This is a genomic window from Cohnella baijiui (assembly GCF_020731285.1).
Taxonomy (GTDB): domain Bacteria; phylum Bacillota; class Bacilli; order Paenibacillales; family Paenibacillaceae; genus Cohnella.
Genome location: NZ_JAJFOW010000011.1, coordinates 96,591 through 123,026, shown reverse-complemented (window position 1 = coordinate 123,026; position 26,436 = coordinate 96,591). Strand labels below are relative to the sequence as shown.

18 protein-coding genes are annotated in these 26,436 nt (G+C 42.2%); all 18 read left to right on the top strand.

The annotated features are described in order from the left end of the window. The first annotated feature begins 66 nt into the window (after window positions 1–66). The 18 genes from LKX83_RS13635 (at window position 67) to LKX83_RS13550 (ending at window position 26,428) form a co-directional block, all read left to right on the top strand. Window positions 67–3,876 carry an S-layer homology domain-containing protein gene (locus LKX83_RS13635; protein WP_227882819.1) on the top strand — a complete coding sequence of 1,270 codons (3,810 nt, stop codon included), beginning with the start codon at window positions 67–69 and terminating at the stop codon, window positions 3,874–3,876. Between the two features lie 595 nt (window positions 3,877–4,471). Then, window positions 4,472–7,003, top strand: a complete 2,532-nt coding sequence (locus LKX83_RS13630; protein WP_227882818.1) for an S-layer homology domain-containing protein — start codon at window positions 4,472–4,474, stop codon at window positions 7,001–7,003. 128 nt (window positions 7,004–7,131) lie between these two features. Further along, the gene (locus LKX83_RS13625) at window positions 7,132–9,252 is read left to right on the top strand and encodes a hypothetical protein (RefSeq protein WP_227882817.1); all 2,121 of its coding nucleotides are present in this window, start codon (window positions 7,132–7,134) and stop codon (window positions 9,250–9,252) included. Between the two features lie 105 nt (window positions 9,253–9,357). Continuing rightward, entirely contained in the window at window positions 9,358–10,860 is a 1,503-nt protein-coding gene (locus LKX83_RS13620; RefSeq protein ID WP_227882816.1) for a sugar transferase, read from the top strand. Window positions 10,861–10,875: 15 nt separating this feature from the next. Then, window positions 10,876–13,302, top strand: a complete 2,427-nt coding sequence (locus LKX83_RS13615; RefSeq protein ID WP_227882815.1) for an O-antigen ligase family protein — start codon at window positions 10,876–10,878, stop codon at window positions 13,300–13,302. 12 nt (window positions 13,303–13,314) lie between these two features. Beyond that, window positions 13,315–14,274 (top strand): glycosyltransferase family 2 protein, encoded by a 960-nt coding sequence (locus tag LKX83_RS13610; protein ID WP_227882814.1) that lies wholly within the window; start codon window positions 13,315–13,317, stop codon window positions 14,272–14,274. A 35-nt stretch (window positions 14,275–14,309) separates the two neighbouring features. Continuing rightward, window positions 14,310–14,816, top strand: a complete 507-nt coding sequence (locus LKX83_RS13605; protein ID WP_227882813.1) for a hypothetical protein — start codon at window positions 14,310–14,312, stop codon at window positions 14,814–14,816. Window positions 14,817–14,875: 59 nt separating this feature from the next. Beyond that, on the top strand, window positions 14,876–15,652 hold the full coding sequence (locus LKX83_RS34355) for an ABC transporter permease (protein WP_227882812.1): 777 nt from the start codon (window positions 14,876–14,878) through the stop codon (window positions 15,650–15,652). Window positions 15,653–15,667: 15 nt separating this feature from the next. Then, on the top strand, window positions 15,668–16,405 hold the full coding sequence (locus LKX83_RS13595) for an ABC transporter ATP-binding protein (RefSeq protein WP_227882811.1): 738 nt from the start codon (window positions 15,668–15,670) through the stop codon (window positions 16,403–16,405). 19 nt (window positions 16,406–16,424) lie between these two features. Beyond that, window positions 16,425–17,486: an NAD-dependent epimerase/dehydratase family protein gene (locus LKX83_RS13590; protein ID WP_227882810.1), complete on the top strand. Its 1,062-nt coding sequence runs from the start codon at window positions 16,425–16,427 to the stop codon at window positions 17,484–17,486. Window positions 17,487–17,516: 30 nt separating this feature from the next. Further along, window positions 17,517–18,422: a glycosyltransferase gene (locus LKX83_RS13585; protein WP_227882809.1), complete on the top strand. Its 906-nt coding sequence runs from the start codon at window positions 17,517–17,519 to the stop codon at window positions 18,420–18,422. Further along, window positions 18,419–20,260, top strand: coding sequence for a methyltransferase domain-containing protein (locus LKX83_RS13580; protein ID WP_227882808.1), 1,842 nt, complete (start codon window positions 18,419–18,421; stop codon window positions 20,258–20,260). The genes LKX83_RS13585 and LKX83_RS13580 overlap by 4 nt, the downstream gene beginning before the upstream one ends. Window positions 20,261–20,305: 45 nt before the next feature. Continuing rightward, on the top strand, window positions 20,306–22,084 hold the full coding sequence (locus LKX83_RS13575; RefSeq protein WP_227882807.1) for a glycosyltransferase family 2 protein: 1,779 nt from the start codon (window positions 20,306–20,308) through the stop codon (window positions 22,082–22,084). 151 nt (window positions 22,085–22,235) lie between these two features. Next, window positions 22,236–23,996, top strand: coding sequence for a hypothetical protein (locus LKX83_RS13570; RefSeq protein WP_227882806.1), 1,761 nt, complete (start codon window positions 22,236–22,238; stop codon window positions 23,994–23,996). A gap of 18 nt (window positions 23,997–24,014) precedes the next feature. Further along, window positions 24,015–24,650, top strand: coding sequence for a glycosyltransferase family 2 protein (locus tag LKX83_RS13565; RefSeq protein WP_227882805.1), 636 nt, complete (start codon window positions 24,015–24,017; stop codon window positions 24,648–24,650). A 92-nt stretch (window positions 24,651–24,742) separates the two neighbouring features. Continuing rightward, window positions 24,743–25,102 (top strand): DUF2304 domain-containing protein, encoded by a 360-nt coding sequence (locus LKX83_RS13560; RefSeq protein WP_227882804.1) that lies wholly within the window; start codon window positions 24,743–24,745, stop codon window positions 25,100–25,102. A gap of 118 nt (window positions 25,103–25,220) precedes the next feature. Next, entirely contained in the window at window positions 25,221–25,475 is a 255-nt protein-coding gene (locus tag LKX83_RS13555) for an EamA family transporter (protein ID WP_227882839.1), read from the top strand. A gap of 14 nt (window positions 25,476–25,489) precedes the next feature. Beyond that, window positions 25,490–26,428, top strand: a complete 939-nt coding sequence (locus LKX83_RS13550) for an NAD-dependent epimerase/dehydratase family protein (protein ID WP_227882803.1) — start codon at window positions 25,490–25,492, stop codon at window positions 26,426–26,428. The last annotated feature ends 8 nt before the right edge of the window (window positions 26,429–26,436 follow it).

Below are 26,436 nucleotides of genomic sequence, written 5' to 3'. Positions count from 1 at the left end.
CATGCCGATACATAGAGGTATATCGCTTCGTCACCGAAAGCATCGAACAAAGGAGAGATTGATTGCATGCAACGCATCAAGCGCACGCTCGTTTGGCTGATGGTCGCCGCGCTCGTCGTTACGCTGGTTCCGCTCGGAGCTTCGCGGCAGGCACAAGCCGCACCATCTGCGGCCAGCTATTTTATTCCGGATATCAACGAAATTCGTCAGACGGCAACGAAGTCATTAGATGACAACCCTTTGGGGTCCATTATTTCCAGAAGCAACGTTTATTTGACGACAAACGGACAGCTTACGATTAAGGGTACGTTCTCCTATGTCGCAAAAGATACGATGTCCGTTAAGGTTGAAAAATTAAACTACAGCGATATCCGAAAAAAATGGGAGCCAGATGCAACCAGCTATACGACGAGTGCGGTAGATGCCGATACGAATGCTTCCAATCGCTTCACGGCAAGCAATTTGTCGCTCTTCTCAGGCTTCAACCGCATTACCTTTACGGGGCTGCAGGGCAACATGGAGCGCTCCGATACGTTTTACGTGCTCTATGACAAGGTTCCGTTCGTGGAAAATTTGAAGGTCACATCCGGGAATGACGTTACGCTGTTGAACGAAGGCACCAAAGTCGTCGTCAAAAATCAGGCGATCAGCTTGGATGGTAAAGTTCAAAATGCCACCAAAGTAACGATCAGCGTGAACGGCGGCACGGAGGTGACGACCTCGCTGTTAGAGGATGGCACGTTCTTCAGCCCGTCGCTGCGTCTGAACGCTGGCTTGAACGCCTTGAAAGTCACGATCAAGAACGCTTCGGACTCGATCGTAGTCAATCGTTCTGTTTACTATTACGACGAGAACAAACCGTTTACGATCGTGGATCTGAACAACAACGGCACGAAGTATTCGTTGCTCAATTCTACGCCGACATTAACGGATAGCGTAGCTTCAGGCACGCTTGAAGTGCAAGTTCTAGTCCCTTACAAATCCGGTCATATCTTTAAAAATGAAGCGACATACAAGCTGAATTCGGGAGCGGCAACGCCCGTTCCTTCTAATACGTTAGAAGAGGTCGTATACGGATCGGACGGCGCGACGCCGGCTTATCTTCTTCAATCGTTTACGACGCCTTCCATCGCCTTTACGAGCGGCGATCAGAACGTTTCGCTTGAAATTAATTACAGTGATTTCGGCGCGGCATTCCAGGGCAAGTTCAATTATTTGGCCGGCGCTGTCAATATTAACAAGATGTATTACTTGCCAGGCTTCACGCCAGGCGACGTGACCACCGCTTCCAAGGTCGATCTGAATGGAGCGCAAGTAGAGAAGGCGGACTTCTACATTCTCGTGGAAACGGACAAGGATCCAGGCACGGCCACGTTCTCGGGATCGTACTTGCCGCTCGGTTCGGCTCTTAATTTGACGGTGCCAACCGGCGTTACGGGTCTTGCGGCTAATCAGCGCGTGTATCTCGTATCCGGATTCAAGAGCGGGCAGCAATCCGTGAAGTTCCAATACAGCGGCACTAACGTGGCTACCTTCAATGCCAACATCTCTTACGTGTCCAAGAATTACATTTATGTATCAAATTTGACGGATGGCGGCGTTTATCATTACAACTCCCGTACGACATCCGCGCCTACGCTCAAGATTACGGGTCAGTATGTCGGATTCGAGTCGATCAAATCGGCCCAGTATTTTGTCAACGGCCAGACGCCGACGGCGAACTTCTTCGCGAATCTGACGGCAACATCGAACCCGAATCACAACTTTGAACTGGATCTCCCCATTGATGCAGCAGGACCTCTCGTCTATGGGGCGAACCAAATCGTGTTTGTCGGCACTTATGACGATGGCAGCGGTACGACGCGCGAAATCCGCAAGGAAATGCAGATCTATATCATCGATGATAATGTATCGAATATCCTGAAGTTCCAACCGGCGCATATCCCGACGTCGGGCTCCGTCCGTCAGGCATTTAGCTTCCCTCTGCTGAGTTCGTATTCGGAAGCTCAGATCAGCAATATCTTCGATCTGACGGGTTTTGTTCCGAAAGACAACAGCCAGTACGTCACGAACGAGAAGAAGCTTGATCTTACCATGCGAGGCAGCGGCGCGCAGACTTTGAATATCTATAACGGTACGACGCTGATCTTTACGATGGGTATTCCTACTACAGAGGAAAATAAGATCGACCAAGTATCAAGCGACATTCGGTATGACTTTGCTGGTAACCAGAACGACTTCATGCTGAGGATTCGCGATATCGACTTTGCCGCGACGGGTACACAGGTTTATAACTTGGAGTTGATCAACAGCACGGGTGCACGTACCAAGCAACGACTGGAGATCGCTCGCGAAGCAAACTCCTACCTGATCCTCGCTCCGGTTCCGACCGTCGGCGATCAGATCATCGTCAACAAAAACTTCGTGCATTTCGACATCGAGGCGGAGGGCGCGACGTCCATCCTGATCGACAAGAAACCGGCTACGAAGCGCACGGACGTGCCGGACCGGTTCGTATACGACTATATCGGCCTCAAAGCCGACAAGTCGACGGCCATCAAGATCCAAATCGTACGCCCGGGCAACACGATCAACGAAACGGTGAACGTGTACTACTCCAGTTCCGTCCAGATCGATTCGCAATACATGGAACCGATCAAGACGAAGCATTCCATCTTTAACAAATCGCTTGAATTGTCTTTCCCGAAAGGGACATTGCTGAAATCGGCTGTACAGAATACGAACAGCGTCGTTAAGTTCTATAAGGACACGCAGTTGCTGTTCGGCGTAGCGGATCCGAACAACGGCATCGTACAGAAAAAAGACGATTACGGACATTCGCTAATCGGCATTCCGACGCGCCTGGAGAGTCTGTTCGGCAGCACGGCGAACACGGACAACTTTACGCGGATCTCCCAAGTATTCTGGATTAGCGGCGGTCGCGGCGAATTGTATAACAAGGGAGAAACCGGTTATCAGCCGTCCACGAACGGCGTGCCGCCTTACTCCAACGTATATGAAGAGAATTTCACGCAGTATCCGATCGAGCGCAAAGTCGTGCCGTCCAACCGCGGCTCGCTTACGCTGACGTTCGACTCGAACGTCGTGGACGAGATCGGCTCTACGATCACCGTCTTCCGCTACGCGGACAACGGCAGATGGGAAAACATCGGTGGCGTGGTCGACACCAAGAAGCACACGATTACCGTGCCGTTCGACGAATTCGGTTACTACAAAGTCATGAAGCTGCGCCAAGGTTTCTCGGACATCACGAATCATCCGTGGGCGCGCAACATCTTGAACGCCCTGTATTCTAAGGGCATTATGAACAACCTGCAGTACGATCAGTTCGGCTCGGACGACCAAGTGACGCGCGGCGAGTTCGCGACGCTGCTCGTCAAAGGGCTCAACCTGCCGCTGCGCTACGACGGCAAGAAAACGTTCGTCGACGTCGTTCCGGAGCTTAGCACGACGACCTACGACTACGCGCACATCGAAACGGCGGCCCGCGCAGGGATCGTGCAGGGCTTGAGCGAAGGCTATTTCGGGCCGAGCGCCAAGCTGACCCGCCAAGACGCGGCGGTCATGATCGCCCGCGCGATGAAGCTGAAGCTGGCGACCAACGACGCCAAGCTGGAAGCGGCGCTTGCCAAGTCGTTCCTCGACTCGGGCAAGATCTCCTACTATGCGCGTCCTTCCATCAGCGCCGTGGTGCAGCAGAAGATCATGTCCGGCTCGCCGGTTACGGTGCCGGGGCAAAAGAAGCAATCCTTCAACTTTAATCCGACCAGCAATCTGACCCGGGCGGAAGCCGGCAAAATCGCGGTCGAGCTGCTGAAGAAAAGCACGAAAATCTTCCCGGCCAATCTGAGCTGATTTCGTTCCAATCGAGCGTAACAAGAAGCCCGCCGCCAAAGGCAAACGCCTTCGGCGGCGGGCTTTTCGCCGGCGGGGGCCAATCGCTGGATGAACTTCTATCCGCAGGAAAAACTTTGGCAATGACGGAAATTCGGCATGAAGGTATACTAGAGAAGCTCAAATGCTTACATATATGCGTTTTGTTTGAAATAACGCGATTCCGTTTATGTAATCTTGAATGTTTTTTCGAATGTTTTTTCGAATGACCGCAACTTTTCGGAGTCCCCAACGTTTAATTACATGTGTCTCCAATCGACAGGGACTTCGGCACTAGAACCTAGCGTTCCCTTCTAGAAAATCTACTTTACGCTAAGGTTGTGCCCATGTATAATGAAGAAAGTGGCATAATTTACCCTGCCTATTTTCTGTTTCATCACCTAGTTTACGAGTTTCTGCGACATGTTTCTACTTACATAGGCCATGATTGCAGACATCAACAATAAACAATGCTCAACTCCGGAGAGGGGGTGAAATGGCTATGAGAGAACCGAGCTACCATTTTTCCAGACAAGTAAACTCAGAGAAGCCTTTTCGAGGAGGAGAACAAAAGGTTATGAAGAAAAGATTGGTCAGCCTCGTGCTGGCGATCGCCGTAGTAATGTCCTACGCGGTCTCCGCTTTCGCTGCAGCGCCTACCGACGTTGCGGGCAACAAGAATCAATCCGCTATTGAAGAGCTTGTAGCTCTGGGCATCATCAACGGCTACACCGACGGCACGTTCAAGCCGGATAACAAGATTACCCGCGCTGAACTGGCGAAGATCGTCGTTGAGACGACTGGCAACGGCAAAACTGCCGAAGCTCTGAAAAACGTTAAGTCCAAATTCACTGACGTTAAAGTCAATGAATGGTACACGGGCTACATCAACGTTGCTGAGACGAAAGGCTACATCCTCGGCGACAAGGACAAGAACGGTAAAGCTACCAAGTTCCGTCCGAACGACAACATCAAGTTCGAAGAAGTAACGGCAATCATCCTGCGCGCTATCGGCTACCAAGACGCACACCTGTCCGGCAACTGGCCGTACAACGTTGTCGTCAAAGCTGACGATATCGGTCTGTTCAGCAAAGTCGACATCGCTCAAGGTACGCTGGCTTCCCGTGGCGTCGTTTCGCAAATCGTGAACAACGGTCTGCTGAAGCAACTCGTTGCATGGGATCCGCAAAAGACTGCTTTCGTTAACCAATTCGATCCGAACAACAACCCGCAATACCTGATCTCCAAGCTGGGCACGACGGAGTGGGCTGTAGTAACGGCTACGAACCTCGATGCTCAAGGCAAGATCGAACTGAACGGCACGCGTCAAGTTACGGCTACCAACTTCATCGTAACGGGCGGCGCTAAGCTGGCTGACCTGCTCGGCCACCGCGTACTCGTTCTGAAAACGAACGACGCGAAGGTTCTGGCTGTGAGCGACCTGATCGCTAAGGAAAACACCGTAACGGGTAAGCTGAACGCTAGCGTATCCAAGGTTGCTTATCCTGTTGACGGCGGTCTGGAAGTTAAAGTTGGATCTGACGTTGTCAAGTTCAACCTGACTGCTGAAACGCAACTCTTCTCCAACACGAATGCTGTTTACTCGCTTGCTAAAGATTCCGACGTGACGGTCTATCTGACGAACATCGTTACGACCAACGCTTACGGCGACAAGACTTCTAAGCAAGTCGTTCTGTCTGTAGTTGCGAACACTTTCAACTACCAAAACGTCAAGCTCGAGTCCACTGTTGCTGCTACGTCTTCCGCTAAAGCAAAAGTCATCACGTCTCGCGGTGCAGTTGAACTGACGGACGCAACGGTCATCACGATCAACGGCGAAACGAAGACCTTCGCTGATCTGGCGAAGAACGATATCCTGAATGTTGCATTCAACACGGACAAAGTAGCAACGGTTATCAATGCTACGCGTAACGTTGTTGAAGGCAAGATCGACGCAGTTCGCACTGCCTTGGATTCCAAATTCTACACGGTTAACGGCGTAGAATACAAAGAAGTTAACGCATTGGCTCTGGATCAAGGTGCTACCTACAAGCTGTTCCTGAATGCGAATAAGGAAGTTGCTGCTGCAGAACAAGTTCTGCCGAGCTCCGCTGGCAATGCTGGCGTTATCCTTACCATCAAGGATCATGCACAAATCGTAGAGAATGGCATCGTAACGAATACTTTCAAGGATGTTGTAACGTACTACTCCTTGAAGGATGACAAAGTGGTATCGGTGAACCTGCCTGATGAAACTTATGCTTCTCAAGCTGCTGCAAATGCAGACGAGAACAAAGCTGTAATCGCTTGGAATACTGATGCTTCTGGCAATGTGACTGGTATTAAAACAGCTGTTGCACTTTCTACGGCTAGCGAAGTATCCGATAAGTCGGACACCTCCTTCAAAGCAGGCGGCTCCACGTACTACATCAATGCAAACACGCTTGTCTTTGACGCTACGAAAACCGTAAGTGTAGCTGATGCTAACAAAGCTGATCGTAAAGTCAGCAAGTCTGACTTGACGAAGCTGGCTAACAAAGCTGAAGTTGCTGTATATGCATCTGGTGCATATGCACAATACGTATTCATCACGAAGTCTGCTACCAGCGACAACCTGAAGGCTGCGTTTGGCACCTACAATGATGCATATGTTACGACTTCTGCATCCGGCACTGTATACTCTGTAGTGCTGAATGTTAACGGAACAGCTACTAGCTACAATGTAACGCAAGCAGTATATGACTCCGTTAAAACGCACAATAAGGATCTGCATGAGCTTGTAACGCTTTCCGGTGGTACTGACGCATATACGACTGCAACTTTTGCGCCAGCTTATGACTACATCGATAAAGTAAATACGGCTCTGGCTAGCAACAAGCTTGTTGTTGTTGGTGGTGCTGGATCTAGCGAGTACATCGTTACGGGTACAGACTCCGTAGTCTATATCCAAGGTACGGACAACAGTGTAACGCTTGGATCCTTGTACGACATCGACGACTACAAGTATAAGGATGCATCTGATTACAACATCTACGTAGCTGCTCACAGCGACTTCCAAGTTGCTGGTAAGCTGGTTGCGAAGACGATTGTAATCAAGAAGCTGAAGTAATTCGCTTCTAACGAAAGAACCCGATGGGCTTCGGCCCTCGGGTTCTTTTTATTTGTATTTCTCCAAAACTTTTTACCTTCTGCATACGTATAGTAGTTAGGCGATAATGAAATGGAGTGAATGACAGAATGAAGCGAAAGCTAAGGAAAACATTTCTGCTCACAGCAGGAATTGCTTTAGGTTCCAGTGCGATTTTGCCTTTATTGCCAGCAGCAACGCCTTCTGTGGTAGCTGCAAGTACAGCAATAGCTTCTCCGTATAAGGAGATCAGTATCGGCAACCAATTATCGGTTAAACTAATCGATAGCAATCTGATCCCGAATGAAAATGGCAATGTGGCTAGTTTCACGATTAGTTTCAACAACAATGGCTCAAAAGACGTACAATTTATTGATTACTGGGCGCGTCTACGTTCAAACTCTGGTGCACAGTATACCCTTACACTGCTTGATACGGACAAAAAGAAATCCAAGATTGCTTCGAAGACTTCTCAAACTTACACCTTCTATGCTCAGGTAGGCAGCAAGGAGACGCTAAGCAATTTGAACCTGCAAATGATCAAGTTTGACTTTAGCGTACCTGGCTTTGAGAAGAGCTTGGCGAAGTTCAGTTTCCCTCAAGTGTTTACGGGGACCATTAAAAGCGGCGGGTTTAAAGCCATTCCGATTAGCAACTCCTTTGTAAATACCCGACCTGAATCGCTGAGTCTCAACAAGACCTTAAGCGGTTATAAGGCAAAAGTGAAGTTTATGCTGCGCAATGTATCCAAAGTAACGATTCCGCTTCCGGCTTATGATTATTACATACAGTCAGCCGAAGGGAACATGTACAAGCTGACTCCAACAACCAAGCTTGAAAACTTTATGCTGGAACCAGGAGTTCTCAAAGAAGTTGCCTTGTCAGCAGATCTTCCTGCTTTATCGAACACAACCAATTTCCGATTGGTCGTCACGCAGAGCGTGTCCTCGAAGGACGGGGATAAAATCACCATACCGGTAGGGTCTTATGTCATCCCTAATAAGCAGGTCGTAGAAAATACGACGGTGAACACAAAAGCATCCTACTCTAATGATTTTGGTACGTACGATGCCGAATTGACAAGCTTGCAGAGACTTCCATGGCTTTCATCCGACAATGTAGTGGCACAGGTCGTCATCCGGAATAAAGGCAATTCTTATCTTCCTTTGCCCACATACTTAGGCAAGTTTGTATTAGATAACAATGTCAACGTGGATGCCAAAGAAGTTCAAAATACGGCAGATGTAGGACTAGCCCCTGGAGCGCAAGCCATTGTCTATTTATACGGAACGATTCCTTACAATTATACGCTAAATGATATAAACATCTCGTTGGGTCAAAAAGACGAGTCGGAAGAAGTAACTCTTTTGTCTTTTAATCAAAAGGGGAATGCGTTTAAACTCCCGACGATTGCAGTTGGCCAAACCTATGAATCGAAGGATAACGGGAGAGAGGTTGCCATTTCCATCGATTCTATTCGAACCTACACGGGAACCAGTTCCGACTTTGTAGCCGCCTATGTGAATGTTACCAATGCGCAGCAGAGAAATGCCGAGCTGAATGCGTGGACGGGCTACTTTAAAACAAGTGACGGCGTGTACCGGTCAGCTAAGCTTATCAAAGCAAAGGGAAGCGTCACCCCGGGTCACAAGGAGCAAATTGTCCTCTATGCAGATCTTCCCAAAAATACGGATACAAAAGATATGCAGTTAATCATCGGAGAAGGTGTAACGGAAAAAGGTTTTGCAGCCACGGAAGAAGGTCTGCTGGGATATGTTAATGCTGCAACGTTTCAAATTCCTAGCGAAGTTCCGACGAACAATCAGTTCCAAAACCTAAAAGTGGGTCCATACACCCTCAACTTTAGCTCGCTGATCACCCATCTGGATGTCAATGAAATTAAGTTCGGAATTAATGTAGATATCGAACGTGACTATTCGGTGGATGTCTTCTCGCCACGAAAAATAACGGTCAAGATTGAGGATATTGGCACCGGGAAATCAATTATCTCTGAAGAAATTGAGATTGAGAATCCACAAGCCACTCATAATTGGAAACAAGGATTTAACACTGATTTGATTACCAAAGATCTTGGTTCTACAATGGTAGGCTCAAACTACATGTTGTCTATCTATGAGACCATTGATGGCAAGACAAAACAATTGGCTTCGAAAAGCATCACTTGGAATCCGTTCACCAACTGGGCAGATCCCAATTCTATTAACAGTTAAATTTCAAAAATGACAACAATCGCCACTTCGACATCCAGACGAAGTGGCGATTTGTCGTCAATCCTGGGTAGTATTGTGTTATAATTGGGAATGATGAGTCGGAAAATGCAATGGGGAATCGAAATGCCGAATCTACATGTAGGTCATTCCTCTACCGGAGGACGAACGAACAATTATACGGAGCGTGTTGCTATTCAAAGGCAATATTCTCAACAACGGAGACAACTTCTGCATGTAGGAATTTTGGTTGCCGAATTGGTGACTTACATGCTGACGTTTATTTTATTGTTCGCCATTCGCGTATGGCCGGAATTTGAGAACGGCGAGATCGGTCGGATCCCGGTGTTGCAAAACTATACGTTATTTTTAGCGCTCTTTTTCTTCATTTACTTTCTTCTTACGTACCAGAAACATTTTTATAAATGGGATAAAGACCAGAGTCTATCTGAAGAGTATGTTCAAATCATGAAAGCGGTATGTCTAAGCTTCCTTATTGCCGTTGGCGTTTCTTATTTGTTTAAAAACACATTCATGCTGTCACGGATCCTGCTTGTTTCTTTTGCTTTGTCATTTGCGGTTGAAGCTGCGTTTTATCGTTACATAAGAAAATGGTTCATGGCCAGGTTGAAGGAGAAAGGAGTCTTTGTTCGAAGGGTCCTCATCATTGGGGCTGGTAAGGTGGGGATTCAATTAAGAGACTTTTTAAGCGAGGAAAACCGTGCGGGGTACGAAGTGATCGGTTTCTTAGATGATGATCGAAAAAAAGAAGGTGTCATCGGGAACGTTTCGGAATTAGAACGCGTCATCGAGAAAGAACGAATCGAAGTCCTCTACATTACGATTCCGTCTGCAAGGGAAAGAATGCAGGAGCTGCTTCATACGATATACAAATATCATGTCGATATTCGCATTATTCCTGAAATGTATGATCGAATTGGTACTGTGTTCGAATATCACCAGGATGTAGACTTTCCCTATATTGAAGTAGTAAAGACGCCATTAAGAGGCCTTAATCTTCTCATCAAAAGAATCATGGATCGAATGATCGCTATACTCGCTTTATTGTTTTGCTCGCCCCTCTTTTTAGTCATCGCAATTGCCATCCGAATAGATTCCCCAGGAGGCGTGCTATACAAACAAGTTCGAATCGGAAAAAATGGACTGCCTTTCTACATGTATAAATTCAGATCAATGGTGACTGATGCTCATCTGATGCAGCATCGGCTTCATGGTACGAATGATATGGAAGGTCCGGTCTTTAAAATAAAGAGCGACCCAAGAGTAACGAGAGTGGGCCGATTCCTGAGGAAATATTCGTTGGATGAGTTGCCTCAATTGCTAAATGTGCTAAGGGGCGATATGAGTCTAATCGGACCGCGCCCGCCACTTCCAGGCGAAGTAGCGCAATACACGAATCACCACTGGAGAAGGATGGACGTGCTTCCAGGCATGACTGGATTGTGGCAAGTCAGCGGACGAAGCGATTTGGACTTTGAACAGTGGGTGGATTTGGATATCTATTACATCGAAAGATGGAGCTTTGGATTGGAAATGAAGATCCTGTTCAAGACTATACCGGTTGTCCTTCGAGGTACCGGGGCTTACTGATGAGGAGTGTCCGCGTTGAAGAATCGGAAAGAAGCCGTATCGGCTATGGAATGGTTCGCTTGGGCTTGGATCGGCATGTTTTTGTTGATTGCTTTGTTCAATCAGGGAACATTTGCAGGAAACGGTATTTTTCAAATTAGCCAAATGCAATTTGAACAGCCTATATTGATGACCGTAATTGTGATCGCCTTTGCAGCAGTATGGGTAGCATGCCGCTTTCTAAGCAAGCAATTTACGCTGGAATTTCGAATGCTATATGTGGCGGCAGCTATTGCACTACCCCTAATCTATCTAATCAGCTCCTTTCAAGGTGTATCACGCTATTTGTCCGGTTATGGCGTGCTTACCAGTTGTATGTTGTTTGTCTTTTTTGCGGCGGGAGCTTATTTAACGGATTTTCCTCGTATCATCAATCAGTTGCCGCGAGTATTTCTAGCGTTCGGTTATCTCATCGTTTTTTACGGCTTTCTAAATCTGTTTGGCAACGTTTATCTTCTAGACTCTTTGTCTGCACAAGACGGCGTACGGATCAGTTCCATTTTTCAGTATGCGAATGCTTATGCCGTACTGCTGCTGATTCTCTGGGTGATTACACTTGTTGAGATCCAACGGTCAAAACATATTGCAGTTCAAGCAGCTTACGGTTTTATGCTGGTTCCTATTCTTGTCTCCTTCCTCCTGACGCTTTCTCGGGGAGCCATCGTTATCCTTCCTGTGATTGCGATCGTAGCTCTTCTGATGTTTCGATTGAAGCAGCAGTTGATGATCATTCTTTATTCCGTCATTGGGATGGGGCTTTCCCTGCTCATCTATACGAAGTTGGCGGATCGGGGTATTGAAATCGTGAAGCTGATTGGGCAAGCGCTGGATCAGAAGCAGCAGCCGACGACGGTATCATTGTTCAACTCCGAATCGCTCGCAGTATGGGGACTACTGATCGGTGTCTCCTTGATTATGTGCGGTGTGACCTACGTCATTCAGAAGTACCTGGAACCTAAGCTCGACGCTAAGCTCGGTTCGGTACCAGCCTCAAGAGGATTGATTGTTCCGTTGGGATTAATCGCCGTATTTGTTTTGGGGGCACTTGCGATCGCTTCGGATTGGATCACGAGGTTTCTGCCTGCAGTGATTCGAACTCGCGTCGAAGATATTAACTGGAATACCCACAGTGTGTACGAACGGTTAACTATGTATAAGGACGCTCTTAAGATATGGAGAATCCATCCGATTATCGGAGGAGGGGGCGGCGCTTGGGATGCCTTGTATGAACAATATCAATCCTACTCGTATACAAGCAACCAGACACATAGCTTTCTCGTACGATATCTTATTGAGGTAGGTACGGTTGGTATCCTGCTGCATCTCGCACTTTTCATAGCTGTTATAGTAAGCTTTGTCCGTTATTACCGTCGAGCGGATGAAGGGCAAAGAAACCGGTATGTATTTTACTTCGTAACACCCGTTACGATCCTACTGCATGCTTCCATTGATTTTGAGATGAGCTATACGCTTTATGGGGGGCTTGTCTTTCTCTCCTTGGGTATCATGGCTGGAGTACAAAGACAAGAGCTGGGAAGCTGGACGAAACAAAAGCTGAAGAGCATTCGCTATACAGGAGCTGCAGTGCTCGGTATGCTAGCAGTTGTATTGTTAATCGTGAGTATAATCAAGCTTTCCGTTAATCAGCACTTTCATCAGGCAATGAAAGAAGCGAGTAATTCGCAGGCAAACTTCCAAGTTATTGATGGAGAGCTTCGTCAAGCCCATGCAATCGATAAAAAGCATCCGATTATATTGATCCAGTTAGCTTCCTGGAACTACAAAGCCTATGAACAGACGCAAGATAAACAGTACTTGGATCTTGCAACGCGTTATGCGACCTTACTGCAAAAATATGAGCCACGTTATCGAAGCGTCGCCGAAATGAATTATGTGACACAGGTAGCTTTGGGTCACCGGGATCAAGCGCTGGGCATTATGGAACAAGCCATTGAACAACGTCCTTTTACCGTAAGTTATTTCGATCAGACCATAAAGGATCTACAGTCCGATTGGGAATCATTGCAACAGTCGCAACAATCAACGAAAAAAGAGGAGCTTGAACAGCAGATTCTTCATTACTACGATAAGATGAAGCAGCTCGACGAAGTCATGAATGATCTGCCGGATACCGTCATCCCATCTAAAGAATTCGCGCTTTCGAATGTTGCGCGTCTGGCAGCAGGGAAAGTAGAGTTTGATAAACACCAATATGACCAAGCTGCAGAAATTCTGCAAAGTGGAATAAAAGAAGACTTTAGCGTGGATGCGGATCGAGATGTTGCAGCTTATTATGTTGCTGCGCTGCGCAAGCAAGGAAAAGATGATTTGGATCTCTATCAGAAGCTGATTCAATCAGAACCCTCCATGGAGCAGAAAGTGGATCAACTCACATCATCGTAAGGAGGTGGCTAAGTGCGTATATCAGTCATCCTTCCCACTTATCAAGCGGAGCCCTATCTGGCTGAGTTAATCGAGAGGCTGCAAGCGCAGAGTTTGCAGCCACATGAGATCATTGTAGTGGACTCGTCCTCATCCGATCGCACGGTTGAAATTGCAAGTAGCTATGATTGTCGCGTGCTTGTTATTGGCAAGTCGGAGTTCGATCATGGGGGGACGAGAAATCACGCTGCTAAAGAGGCTTCTGGAGACGTTCTCGTCTACATGACCCAAGATGCGCTCCCTGGTAGCAGAGAGTTCCTGGAGCATCTTATAGAGCCTCTCAGGGACGCTCAGGTGGGGGCAGTCTGCGGCAGACAAGTCGCAAGGGAAGACGCCAATGTCTTAGAACAAATGACGCGTGAGATCAATTACCCGAATCAAATGATTCGTAAAACATTTGAGGAGTTGGATCGGTACGGAATCAAATTGTTCTACTTTACAAATGTATGTTCGGCTTTTCGCCGAGAGACCTTTATGAAGCTAGGCGGGTTCCCGGATCCCATTATCCTGAATGAGGATATGATGATTTCTGCCAAGTGCATTCTGAGCGGCTATACTGTTATTTACAACCCAAAAGCAAGTGTAATTCACTCTCATAACTACTCCATTAAAAAGCAATTTCAACGAAACTTTGATATTGGTGTATCTATGCGGATGAACAGCTGGATTCTTCAGTATGCCACGGCCGAGCGAGAGGGGCGCAAGTTTGCTCAAGAACAATTGAGTCAATTGTGGCAGGGTGGACACTGGCGGTGGATCCCAAGATGGTTTGTGGAGTCTGCAGCCAAGTATATCGGTTATCGGCTCGGTCTTTCCTATACGACGCTTCCTTTTGGATTAAGACAATGGTGCAGCATGAATCCGCACTTCTGGCATCACCATCGGGATCTACAGCCTACAACGGTCTTTCCAGGGCGGACGCCTTCAGCATAATTCGATTCCTACTAAACGTAAAAGGATGATGTTCGATGAAAAAACGCACAAAGGTCGCCACTATTCTCGCCACGCTTAGCGCAGCAGTCGCCATTGGAGGCGTTGGTTGGTATCAATCGGCCTATGCGGATAGCCAACAATCCACTCCCGGCTATGCGGACGATCCGCTCGTGACGAAGAGCTATGTAGAACAAAAAGTAGCCGAGTTGGTAAAGCAGGAACTGGCGAAAAACGGCGGCGGCGGTGCCACTACGGGCTCCGGAGCCGTTGCCAAACTCGAGGTCGTGACGGTGCCGTTTGGCAAGAAGATTATTGTCGAGGATGGCGGGGAACTTATCGTTCGATCTGGTAAAGCTGTTGCCTATAGCACGGACGCCAATGGTTTGTCCGACATGACGGATGGCTTGGATATCTCGCCTGGCAAGCCTGTGGGGAATAATCATTTGATCCTATTTCCTCGTGGAGGTCGCGGAGTAGAAGCGGACCCGAAGCAGAAGAATGGATTGACGGTGTTGGTGCGGGGGAGTTATAAAATTCAATAATTACTACTGAACCTTAGTAACTTGGGAATAAGATTTTTCATAAAAGGGAATGAACTGGGTTGCTTAAGACAGTTAAGGAAGTATTCCGATTTAGAGAGCTCTTATTTGAATTAGTTAAAAGGGATTTAAAAATTAAATATAGAAGATCGATGCTAGGAGTACTTTGGAGTGTACTAAACCCTCTATTGTTTATGAGTATTACTTCGATCATCTTTTCAACCATGTTCAAAGTGCAAATTCCGAACTTTCCAATTTATTTTTTATGCGGACAAATTATTTTTACTTTTTTTGCGGAGTCTACAAGTCTGGCTCAGAATGGGATTATTGGTAATGGCGCGCTTATTAAGAAGGTCTACACACCAAAATATATTTTTCCTCTTTCGAAAATTTGCTTTGCATTAATTAATACGCTGTTTTCATTAGTGGCCATACTGATCATAACTTTATTTATGGGATATTCTTTGCCACTAACATCCATTCTGTTTTTAATTCCGATACTTTACGTTTTTATTTTCTCAGTAGGGGTGGGCATTCTACTTTCAGCATTAACTGTATTTTATAGAGATATCCTTCATTTGTACTCCATATTTATTAGCTTGTTGTCATTTTTTTCGGCAATCTTCTATCCAGTTGAGATCATTCCTGAGAAAGTTCGAACGTTCGTTCTGTTTAATCCCGTATATGTATTCATTTCGTATTTTAGGGACCTAATTCTTCATGGAAAATTGCCTGGTTTGGGAACAAACCTGTTATGCATAGCCTACTGTTCTCTTTCAATTCTAATAGGATTTATAGTGTTTAAGAAAAATGAAAATAAACTCGTTTTGTTTATTTAGATTAGAGGGTAGCCAATGATCAAAGATGCTGTTTCTCTAAAAAATGTTTCGATTGAGTTTAACCTTCATAAAGAGAATATAGGGAGTTTTAAGGAGTATATTATCAAAAAAATAAAAAGAGAGTTGGTTGTTGACAAATTTCTTGCCCTCGATGATATATCTTTCACAATTAAAAAAGGTGAGGTTGTTGGAATTCTGGGTTTTAATGGTGCTGGAAAGAGTACTTTGTTAAAAATAATTTCAGGCATTCTAAGACCAACTAAAGGGGATGTTAGAACAGAAGGGATGATCTCGCCTCTAATAGAATTAGGTGCGGGATTCGATATGGAGTTAACTGCAAGAGAGAACATTTATCTAAATGGTGCAATTCTGGGTTACTCTCGAAAGTTTATTAATGAAAAATTTGATGAAATTGTCGAATTTGCAGAGATTGATGAATTCCTTGACGTACCATTGAAAAACTATTCATCTGGCATGGTAGCACGAATTGGATTTAGTATTGCAACCATTGTTAAGCCAGAGATACTGATCATTGATGAGATTTTGTCTGTAGGTGATTATAAGTTTCAGAGGAAGTGCGAAGATCGTATTAAAAATATGCTTATGGGACAAACAACAGTAATCATTGTTTCTCATTCGATAGAACAAATCAGAAGCTTGTGTAGTCAAGCTTTGATTTTAAAGAAAGGGAAGTTAATCGAATTTGGGGAAGCGCAAGCTATTTGTGATCAGTATATGAACAATATGGATTAAGGCGATCGGAGGATTAGTAATGAAAAAAGAAATATGTTTGGTTACCGGCGGAGCAGGGTTTATAGGGTCGAAATTATCTCAGTCACTTGTAGATGTATTTGATGAAGTCATTGTTATCGATAGTTTGCACCCACAAATTCATAAAAATAGCGAAAGACCGGTTGAATTGGATTCAAAAGTAAATTTAATGGTAGCAGATATTTGCGATGGAGATATGTGGGATGCGATTCTAGAAAAGGCAAAACCGACAGTGATTATTCATCTAGCAGCTGAAACAGGTACGGGCCAATCTCTTACAGAAGCAACAAGACATGCAAATGTAAATGTTGTTGGGACCACTCAAATGTTAGATGCCTTAGTAAGAAATAGAGCTATTCCAAGAAAAATTATATTATCAAGCAGTAGGGCTGTTTATGGTGAAGGCAGATGGAAGCCACTAAGCGGGCAAGAGTTCTATCCAGGTCAAAGAACCCAAGAACAACTTGAAAACCAAGAGTGGGACTTTATAGACTCCAAGTATTTGCCCATGAACAGCAAGATTAATGTACCGATGCCTACTAGTATTTATGGCTCAACAAAGTTGGCTCAAGAGAATATTATATCAAGTTGGTGCAAATCTTTTAGCGTCGATTTTACAGTATTAAGATTCCAGAATGTCTATGGACCGGGTCAATCTTTAATCAATTCATATACTGGAATTGTATCATTATTCGTAAGAATGGCTAAAGAAAATAAATCAATTCCTTTATATGAAGATGGTAATATGCTAAGGGATTTTATTTATATTACGGATGTTTCAAATTCTATAATGGCAGTGTTGCCAAGTGAGAAAGCTATTAACGGTGCAGTTTTTGACATAGGTAGCGGGTATGCAGCTACTATTAAAGAGGTAGCGTATATTATTGCTCATCGTTATGGAGCTCCTGAACCTCATGTATGTGGAAAATATCGAAATGGAGATGTAAGACATGCTTCATGCGATATTTCAGATACACGGGATTTCATTAATTGGACGCCGCAAATTTCATTAAACGAAGGGCTAGGATTACTGTGCGATTGGATTGATCAGAAGCTGCAATAATCATTAATTATAGATGGGGAGAAGTGTAAGATGCAAACTGGTAGAAGTCTGCATATACAATCGGTACTATATAATAATGATCAGGAGCGGATAACGAAATCAATCAAAAGTTTAATAAGGGCTGCTGACTTTGCGATAAATAAAGGCGTTTTTTTTCGCATTAGTCTAAACTATGGAGATGGTTCCTCAAATCCGATTTTTACTGATCAGGAAATAATAAAACTGAACGATCAATATAGAGAATATATTGATATTCATTATACTCATTTTAATTCGAATTTAGGATCTGCAAGGGGCCATAATCAATTGGCAAGCTCCTGTTCTTCTGACTATATTCTTATTATTAATCCTGATATCTTAATGGCGCCTGATACTCTCATCGGGCTTTTTGAGCCATTTAAAACCAATAGTAAGGTTGGAATTGCTGAAGCAAGACAACTTCCTATCGAGCATCCCAAGTTTTACAATATTAAAACCGGAGAAACAAGTTGGGCTTCAACCGCCTGTGCAATGATTCCAAGAGAGGTTTTTGAATTAGTAAATGGCTTCGATGCGGATACTTTCTTCTTGTATTGTGATGATGTCGATTTTTCATGGAGGGTTAGACTGAAAAACTACCAGGTTATTTATCAGCCTTCGGCCGTAGTATTTCACGATAAGACTTTATCGAACGAAGGAAGCTGGATAACAAGTGACGCTGAAAATTACTATTCTGCTGAGGCTGGTCTTCTAATGGCGTATAAATGGTCCCGAATGGATGTGTTGGAAGGGATTTTGAAGTATTTTGAAAACTCAAATATTGATTATTACATAAAGGCTGCAAATGCGTTTAAAATACGAAAAAACGATGGGAAGTTGCCCGAGCAACTAGATGGTGATCACAAAATCGGCGAATTTGTTAATAATAACTATGGGAAAATGAGGTTTTCGCTGTGAAAAACTCTGATAATTATGTATACAAATTTGAATATGCCCATGATAATGTCTATGGACATGTCATAAGTCTTATTCAAAATATGAATTTTCCTGAGGCAGGACTTCATTTGGATATCGGTTGTGGTTGGGGGGCTATTAGTAACAAGGTTCAAGAATTGGGAGAAATAAAATATATTGGGATAGACGCTAGTGAAGAAGCAGTAAATCATTTGATTGAAACAGGAAAGGAAGCACATTGTTATAAGCTCGGGAAATTTGAGGAGAACATAAAGTTTCTTGAATCCATAATTTTAGATCGTAAGATAGCCTCTATTTCCATTATTGATATTCTGGAGCATGTATTAGAGCCGGAAGAACTAATAAAGACCGCAGTGGAATTGTCAAAGAAACATAGTGCACCTGTGGTTATTAGTGTGCCAAATTTCACCCATGACGATGTAGTCTTGAAGCTACTTTGTAACAGGTTTGATGAGACAGATTCAGGGTTGTTAGATAAAACTCATATTAATATTTTCAATGAAGAAAAGCTGTTAACTATTTGCAAAAAGCACGGCTTGTATCAAATAGGCGAAAATGATGTGATTATGGAGAAGAGTGACCAACATTTCCCAAACGAATTGTTGACATTAGCGGGTGGGTCATCCCTATCTCAAGTTTTGCAAGGATTAAGGCGCAACATGGGGAGGACAGGGAAGGTTAATCAGTTTGTTAGATCTTTCTTAGCAGGACACCCCACCGATAATACAAAGAATGTAAATGAAAATAGGCCCTTTTTATCTATAATTACCAGAACTACAGGGAACAGACCGGAAGAACTTAAAGAGATAATATTATGTCTAACTGGGCAAGAATGCACTGACTTTGAAGTTTTAGTTATGGGTCACAACTTGAATCTTGAAAAACAATTAATAGTAGAAAAAGTCATTAATGATTCGCCCGAGTGGATTAGGAATAAAGTCAAATTAATAAGAGTAAATGGTGGGAATCGTTCAACTCCCCTTAATGTTGGCTTTGAAAAAGCTCAAGGATATTATATAAGCATACTTGATGATGACGATTTAGTGTTTAGTAATTGGGTTAGTGAATTCAAGGAACTGTCCCAAGCTAGTTACGGGAAGATCCTAAAGTCAGTAACTGTTAGGCAAGAGTATGAGCCGGTTCAAACGACATATAGTCCTAAGACATCAAGAGCAGTATCGTCTTTTCTAAAGGATTATCCATCCGAATATGATTTCCTCACCATGCTTCATCACAATCAATGTCCAGGACTTTGCTTGGCATTTCCTAGGTCGATTTATCACGACTTTGGGCTAAGATTTGATGAAAATATAAACACAATTGAAGACTGGGATTTTATAGTTCGAGCGTCCTTCCTGTGTGGAGTTGAAAGTTCGAATGCTATGACAAGCATCTATAGATGGTGGAAAAAAGGGGAGAGCTCGCAGTCACTACATAAACAAGAAGAGTGGCAAGAGAATTACAAATATGTGCAAAGTAAAGTTAACTCTCAATACATATTATTGCCACCTGGAAGTGCGAAGAAAATTTCTGATTTAATAGACTCCGTCTACAATAGAGGATACACGCACTCGAGTGAATCTCCACCTACTTACTCTCAAAAGAGGGAAGTGGCCCATCGTCTGTTAACGTCTAATTCGTGGTCAATCACAAAACCACTTAGAGCGTTAAAGCATTTACTTGGGGGGGATACTAATATCCCCAATATTTTTACCGCCTCCGAAGACCAATTAAATGAGTTGATAACGAATATTTATAATTCAAGGAGTTGGAGATTAACTAAATTTTTAAGAAGAGATACTTATTCAAGAAGAGAGTAATTCTAGAGAATGTGGAGTGCGGAGAATGGAGAGGGCGAATAACAGATGGAAATAGATATTATCATTGTTACTTATAATTCATCGAAGTGGGTGAATGCCTGCCTAGAAAGTATTCGCAACTCTTCATTCTCCGTTGGAAATGTACATTTAACATTAGTTGATAATAAATCATCTGACAACACAGTGGAATTACTTGAGAGATATCCGAAACAAAAAAATTTTGGATCTTTTACTATAATTAAATCTGAAGTAAACCTAGGTTTTGGAAAGGCCAATAATTTAGCAGTAAGTCGTACTAATCAGGATTATATTTTTTTTCTCAACATTGACACCGAACTCGATTTGAATTGTTTAAGTCAGTTGGAAAAAACCATTCAAAGCAGCTGCAAGGAAGTGGCATTGTGGGAGTGCAGGCAGTTTCCCTATGAACATCCCAAATACTATAATCCAGTCAATTTAGAGACAACATGGGCAAGTGGTGCCGCTTGTGTTGTAAAGAGAAATGCTTTTGTGGATGTAGGAATGTTTGATGAAGAAATTTTCATGTATGCAGAGGATGTCGATCTTAGTTGGAGATTAAGGGCGAGGGGGTACAAACTACTCTATAGTCCAAATTGTATTGTCCACCACTATACCTATCAGAGCGCTGGAGAGGTTAAGCCAAATCAATACTATAACAGCACATATAATAACTTAATGATGCGTTATAAGTTTGGTACTTGGAAGGATATCATAAAAGGTTACATTCTTTACGGGGCATTAATGGTGATCCCTAACTCATTTAAAGGTCATCGTAAAAAGATTGCTAAATCATTGGTGAAAAGCATTGCCCAAGGAATTCATTTTAGACAAAAGGGCCGACATATTCGCAATGCTGGCTTTAAACCAAAGTTTAAAATATGGAATTATGAAATAGTTCGAGAGGGCGCCTTTTATGTAAATGAGTTACCTTCGAGTAATCCGCTTGTGTCTGTTATTATTCGTACATGCGGCAGACCAGACGTACTTAGAGAAGCCTTGCTTACAGTCCGTCACCAGACATACTCAAATATTGAAGTTGTGATTGTGGAAGATGGTCCAGCGATCTCAGAAGAAATGATAAGAAATGATTTTTTTGATTTGAATATTAGATATATTTCCACAGAAAAGAATGTTGGAAGGTGTATCGCTGGTAATATTGCGCTAACAAATGCAAGTGGAGAGCTTTTTAACTTCCTAGACGACGATGATGTTCTATTTGCAGATCATATCGAAGTTCTAGTTGCTCAATATTATCAGCACCATTCTGACAATGTTGCAATATACGCGATTGGATTGGAAACGCCTATTCGAATAATGTCTAAAACACCTTATGTCTATGAAGAAACATCATACAATTTAATTCACAGACAGGAATATGATCGGCGTATATTATTGCATCATAATTATTTTCCTATCCAGACCGTATTGTTCTCTAGAAAGTTGTTTGATCAGTTTGGCGGTTTTGATCCCAAACTGGAGGTTCTGGAAGACTGGGATCTCTGGCTACGGTATTCTTTTGCAGGTGAGTTCTACTTCGTTGACAAAGTTACTTCCATGTACAGAGTTCCGAGTGAACCGACGGATAATTTGAAGAGACAGCAAATGTTGGATCATTACTTGAAAGTCGTAAGAGAGAAACACGTTGGAACAGGAGAAGCAAATATCGAAGCAGAACTATCAGATTTTGTCGGTTTTAAAAGCAAGTTACTCGTTGTAATGAGTCAAATCAGGCAGGGAAGATATGACGTGTTAATTTACAAAATGAAAAATAAGTTGAAGGCGAAAATCAAAAAAATATTCTAGTATCAAAATGATTCTTATAGATGAATAATCATCCATTTGATATACTGACAACAAATGACATTATTATTCGACAAATATGGTTGTTCTACGAAAGGAAATCGTGATGGGCTTCTTATATGCAATAAGTATAATTAGTTTGGGATTCGCCTTATTGAATTTATTTAAGTTTGGAAGAGAAACAAATATAATCAACGCCATCATAATTGTTGTTACATCTCTTATGTCATTTGTGGCATTAGAGAGTTTAGTATTGGAGTTTTTCACAATAAAGAGCAGTCTTTGGCTTCTTTCCCTTATTCACTTGGTCTTTTCAAGCTACATTTTGTACAAGAGGAAAATTGTTCCGGTCAAAGAATGGGAATGCAAGTTAATTGGTTGGGATATAGCTGCGATAGTCATGTCGCTAGCGGCAACATTTGGATTTTCAGTATACTATTATACTTTAGACTTAAGTGTACGATTCGAAACTTCTGATCCTGCAATTCACTTCTTTCTAAGTAAGAAGTTTGCCCAAACAAGCCATTTAGCGCTCACATCAACAGATCTTTTTCCTTTTCAACATCTGAGTACATACCCCTTTTTGGATTATGTGAATACAGGCTTATTAATGAAAGTGTTTTACTTTATTGATAATATTAATGTCTATATGGTTGGTAATCTGTTTCTATTCTCCTTAACCATACTTTTAATTTATGCCTTATTAAAAGAATTTATCAAGTATGATTTGTTTATATTTATTTCAATGATGGTGTTGGCTTGCACCGGCTATAATCTCAATTCCGTTATTTGGGGATTTAGCAGTCAAATGGCTGGGATCATAATGATTCTGAGCTTACTTCTAATTAACAAAACGCTAAAGAATAAGATTGATAGAGGTGTGTATCTATCTTTAGTGGCACTACACGTTTTAGGTGTTTTATTTGCTTACTACTATTTTGCTCCAGTAATATTGGCAAGCGTTGTTATTCAGGAACTCGTGATCAGAAAAAAAATAAATATTAGAAGCTTATTCTGTTTAGAGAATATTGTATACGTCGGCTCATTTGTGGTATTTGCATACATTTACCTAGTCCATTTCGGGTCTAATATTGAAAATGGTAATATTAGCTCGGTAAAACTAGAGGGGTATATTACTAGAGATTTATACTCCACATTTGCACCTTTATTACTTTTTGCAGTATTCGTAACCCTCAACTGGATAAAAGAGAGAAAATTTGAGTTCATATTAATTTTGTTGAGTTGCCTACTGCTATTTGCCGGCATTATCTTGATTGCGGGGCTGCAAGGGTATGCATCATCGTATTATTTTTATAAAAATCATTTCGTCATAGGATTGTTATTAATAATTCTATATGCAATTGGGCTTTCAAAAGTGAAAGAAAAATCGAAGGCATTATATATCAGTTATGTTATATGCATTCTTTTTTTCACACTTCAATACACATGGTTTGATAAATATATAAACCAGAAGAATGCTTTATTTAACCCTGTAGCTCCTAATTATGTGGGGCAAGTTTTTACAATAAATAAAATAAAATTGAACCAGACTGAAGTGATTTTAAACGGAGAAGAAAAAGCTATATTGAATGAAATTAAAAATAATAAAGCACTTTATCTAAATGGGGCAGATTACTTGCCAGTCCTCGGTGGATCTCTGCAACTTCTATGGTTTGAGATTTCGACTGAAATATGGCCAAGCTATGATGATCGTACGCTATATGCATTATTTGATGAAACTGTCAAAATGGATATCAAAAAATGGGAGCAAGATCCTCTGAAAAATCCCTATTTGTTGGTAATTGGAGGAAAGGGAAGGGAGGCATTTTCTGAACGTGCAGACATTTCGCATTATAAAATTATCTTCTCAACTAAAAGTAAAAGTACTGTTTTGTATAAATATTTCTCTAATTAAATAATAAGGGTGCATATAATGACTAACGCAAAAACCTTGGTGCTTATACCTGCATACAATGAGGAACGAAATATATCCTCTGTAATTAAAGGTATTCAAGAAGAAACTTCAGAAATTGATATCTTGGTCGTGGACGATTGCTCTAAAGATAACACTGCAAAAGTGGTTAGATCCCACAGTGTAAATATGATTTCCCTTGGTGCAAACTTAGGGTACAGTGGAGCAATTATTACAGGATTTAAATATGCTTTAGATCATAATTACAAGTATGTAATCCAGTTTGATGGCGATGGACAACATGATCCAAAAACGATAAAGGAGTTGATTCATTTTATTAAAGAATCCAATTGCGATATCGTAATAGGTTCAAGATTTCTACAAAAAACAGCCTATAAGCATGGTTCGTTTCGCAGTTTGGGAACTAAACTGTTCTCTTTAATTATTAAATTGTCTACAGGGAAAACCATAACAGATCCAACATCAGGTCTGCAAATTCTCAACCAACAAGCATATAGCTATTATGTTTCTTCTGATAATTACCCGGAATATCCAGATGCGAATATAATAATATTAATGTTACGTAATGGTTACGCGATTAAAGAAATGCCAGTAACAATGCATTCACGATTAAGTGGGGTAGGTATGCATGCATGATTCTATAATTAGAAATATAAAGTATATTATCTCCATGTTTTACTCCATTTTCATTTCGTTACTAAAACAGACGACTGCGAAGAGGATTGACAATGGATTATAAATTAGTCGTTCTTTCAAGAGTGGTTTCTTTATTTGTCGCCGTTTATATAATTAATAAAACTAGAAAGAATCTATTAAACGAAAAAGAATCTTTGTTTTGGGTATTGGGAAGTTTAATTATGTTATTAATATCATTTTTTCCTAGGGTTTTAGATGTTGCAGCTAAAAGTATCGGTATACAGTACCCACCAGCGATGTTATTTCTAGTGGTAATTCTTGTAATATTGCTTATTCTCTATAGACAATTCGCTAAATGGTCATTATTAAATAAAAAATTGAATTATTTGGTTCGCACCGTAGCATTATTGTCGAATGAGCTTGAAGAGCTGAAAAGGACAAAGAAAGAATAAAATAGAACGTTCGGGTGGGATTGAAATTAATATTCAATATTCGTTGCTTTTGCTTGTAAATATTCTTTTGTTAGTAGTAGGGCAAATCCTTTGGAAGTTTGGTTTGCAAAATATTAATGTGAGCATCCAACAAATTAATTTGATTATAAAATCACCATTAATTTGGGCCGGTTTATTACTTTACGGTGTGGCGACATTGATTTGGTTTAAACTTTTGTCTTCTGTACAATTTAGTGTTCTATATCCTTTGCAGAGTATAGCTTATATTGTAGCAATGATTGCTGCATGGTACTTCTTTGACGAGAATATTTCATGGACAAAAATTATAGGGGCTTTGATTATTTTAATTGGTGTATATATTATTTCGAAGTAAGAGAAGGTGAGTAGATGAGAGTCTTAGTAACGGGTGGGGCAGGATTTATTGCTTCTCATATTGTTGATGAGCTTGTACTTCAAAAATATGAAGTACATGTCGTAGACGATCTTTCAACGGGAAAACGAGAGAATTTAAATGAAAATTCAATATTCCATAATATAAACATACATGACGATAGATTTGAAGAAATGTTTGCTAGAGTAAGCCCTGATATCGTGATTCATCATGCTGCACAGGTGTCAGTTAGTCATTCAATGATTTGGCCTGTAGAAGACGCAAAGATAAATATGATCGGCAGTATTAACGTTATAGAGTGTTGTAAAAAATATAAAGTTAGAAAGATTATATACGCCTCATCCGCAGCTGTATATGGAGTTCCAGTAAGTTTACCAATTCAAGAAACTCATGAAATTAGACCCCTATCACCGTACGGTATTAGTAAGTATACGCCGGAAGAATATTTAAGAATATGCACCACACATTCGGAAGTTGATTATACAATTTTGAGATATGCTAACGTTTACGGTCAAAGGCAAGACCCAAAAGGCGAGGGGGGGGTTGTTTCAATATTTATGGACAGATTTTTAACGGGGCATGCACCATCTATTTATGGAGATGGAGCTCAAACTCGTGATTTTATTTATGTGAAAGATGTAGTCGCAGCTAATCTTCAGGCATTAACATCCGGAAGTAGGAACACGTTCAATATTGGAACTGGGACAACAACATCTATTAATGAATTAGTTACAATTCTAAATAAGATATTTCAGACTAATATCACTCCCCAGTATTATTCTCCAAGGTTGGGGGACATCACACACAGTGTATTATGCAATCAAAAAGCTGAGCAAGAGCTAGGTTGGAAGAGTAAATATAGCATTTTTGAAGGTTTAAATGAGACTTATAGAGCTATTCAGAAGCAAAGCAATTCTCAATTAATGATCGGTTGAAGAAGGGG

Coding starts and splice junctions, on each gene's coding strand:
- LKX83_RS13635 (WP_227882819.1), top strand. CDS start 67: ATGCAACGCATCAAGCGCACGCTCGTTTGGCTGATGGTCGCCGCGCTC.
- LKX83_RS13630 (WP_227882818.1), top strand. CDS start 4,472: ATGAAGAAAAGATTGGTCAGCCTCGTGCTGGCGATCGCCGTAGTAATG.
- LKX83_RS13625 (WP_227882817.1), top strand. CDS start 7,132: ATGAAGCGAAAGCTAAGGAAAACATTTCTGCTCACAGCAGGAATTGCT.
- LKX83_RS13620 (WP_227882816.1), top strand. CDS start 9,358: ATGCAATGGGGAATCGAAATGCCGAATCTACATGTAGGTCATTCCTCT.
- LKX83_RS13605 (WP_227882813.1), top strand. CDS start 14,310: ATGAAAAAACGCACAAAGGTCGCCACTATTCTCGCCACGCTTAGCGCA.
- LKX83_RS13595 (WP_227882811.1), top strand. CDS start 15,668: ATGATCAAAGATGCTGTTTCTCTAAAAAATGTTTCGATTGAGTTTAAC.
- LKX83_RS13590 (WP_227882810.1), top strand. CDS start 16,425: ATGAAAAAAGAAATATGTTTGGTTACCGGCGGAGCAGGGTTTATAGGG.
- LKX83_RS13585 (WP_227882809.1), top strand. CDS start 17,517: ATGCAAACTGGTAGAAGTCTGCATATACAATCGGTACTATATAATAAT.
- LKX83_RS13575 (WP_227882807.1), top strand. CDS start 20,306: ATGGAAATAGATATTATCATTGTTACTTATAATTCATCGAAGTGGGTG.
- LKX83_RS13565 (WP_227882805.1), top strand. CDS start 24,015: ATGACTAACGCAAAAACCTTGGTGCTTATACCTGCATACAATGAGGAA.
- LKX83_RS13560 (WP_227882804.1), top strand. CDS start 24,743: ATGGATTATAAATTAGTCGTTCTTTCAAGAGTGGTTTCTTTATTTGTC.
- LKX83_RS13550 (WP_227882803.1), top strand. CDS start 25,490: ATGAGAGTCTTAGTAACGGGTGGGGCAGGATTTATTGCTTCTCATATT.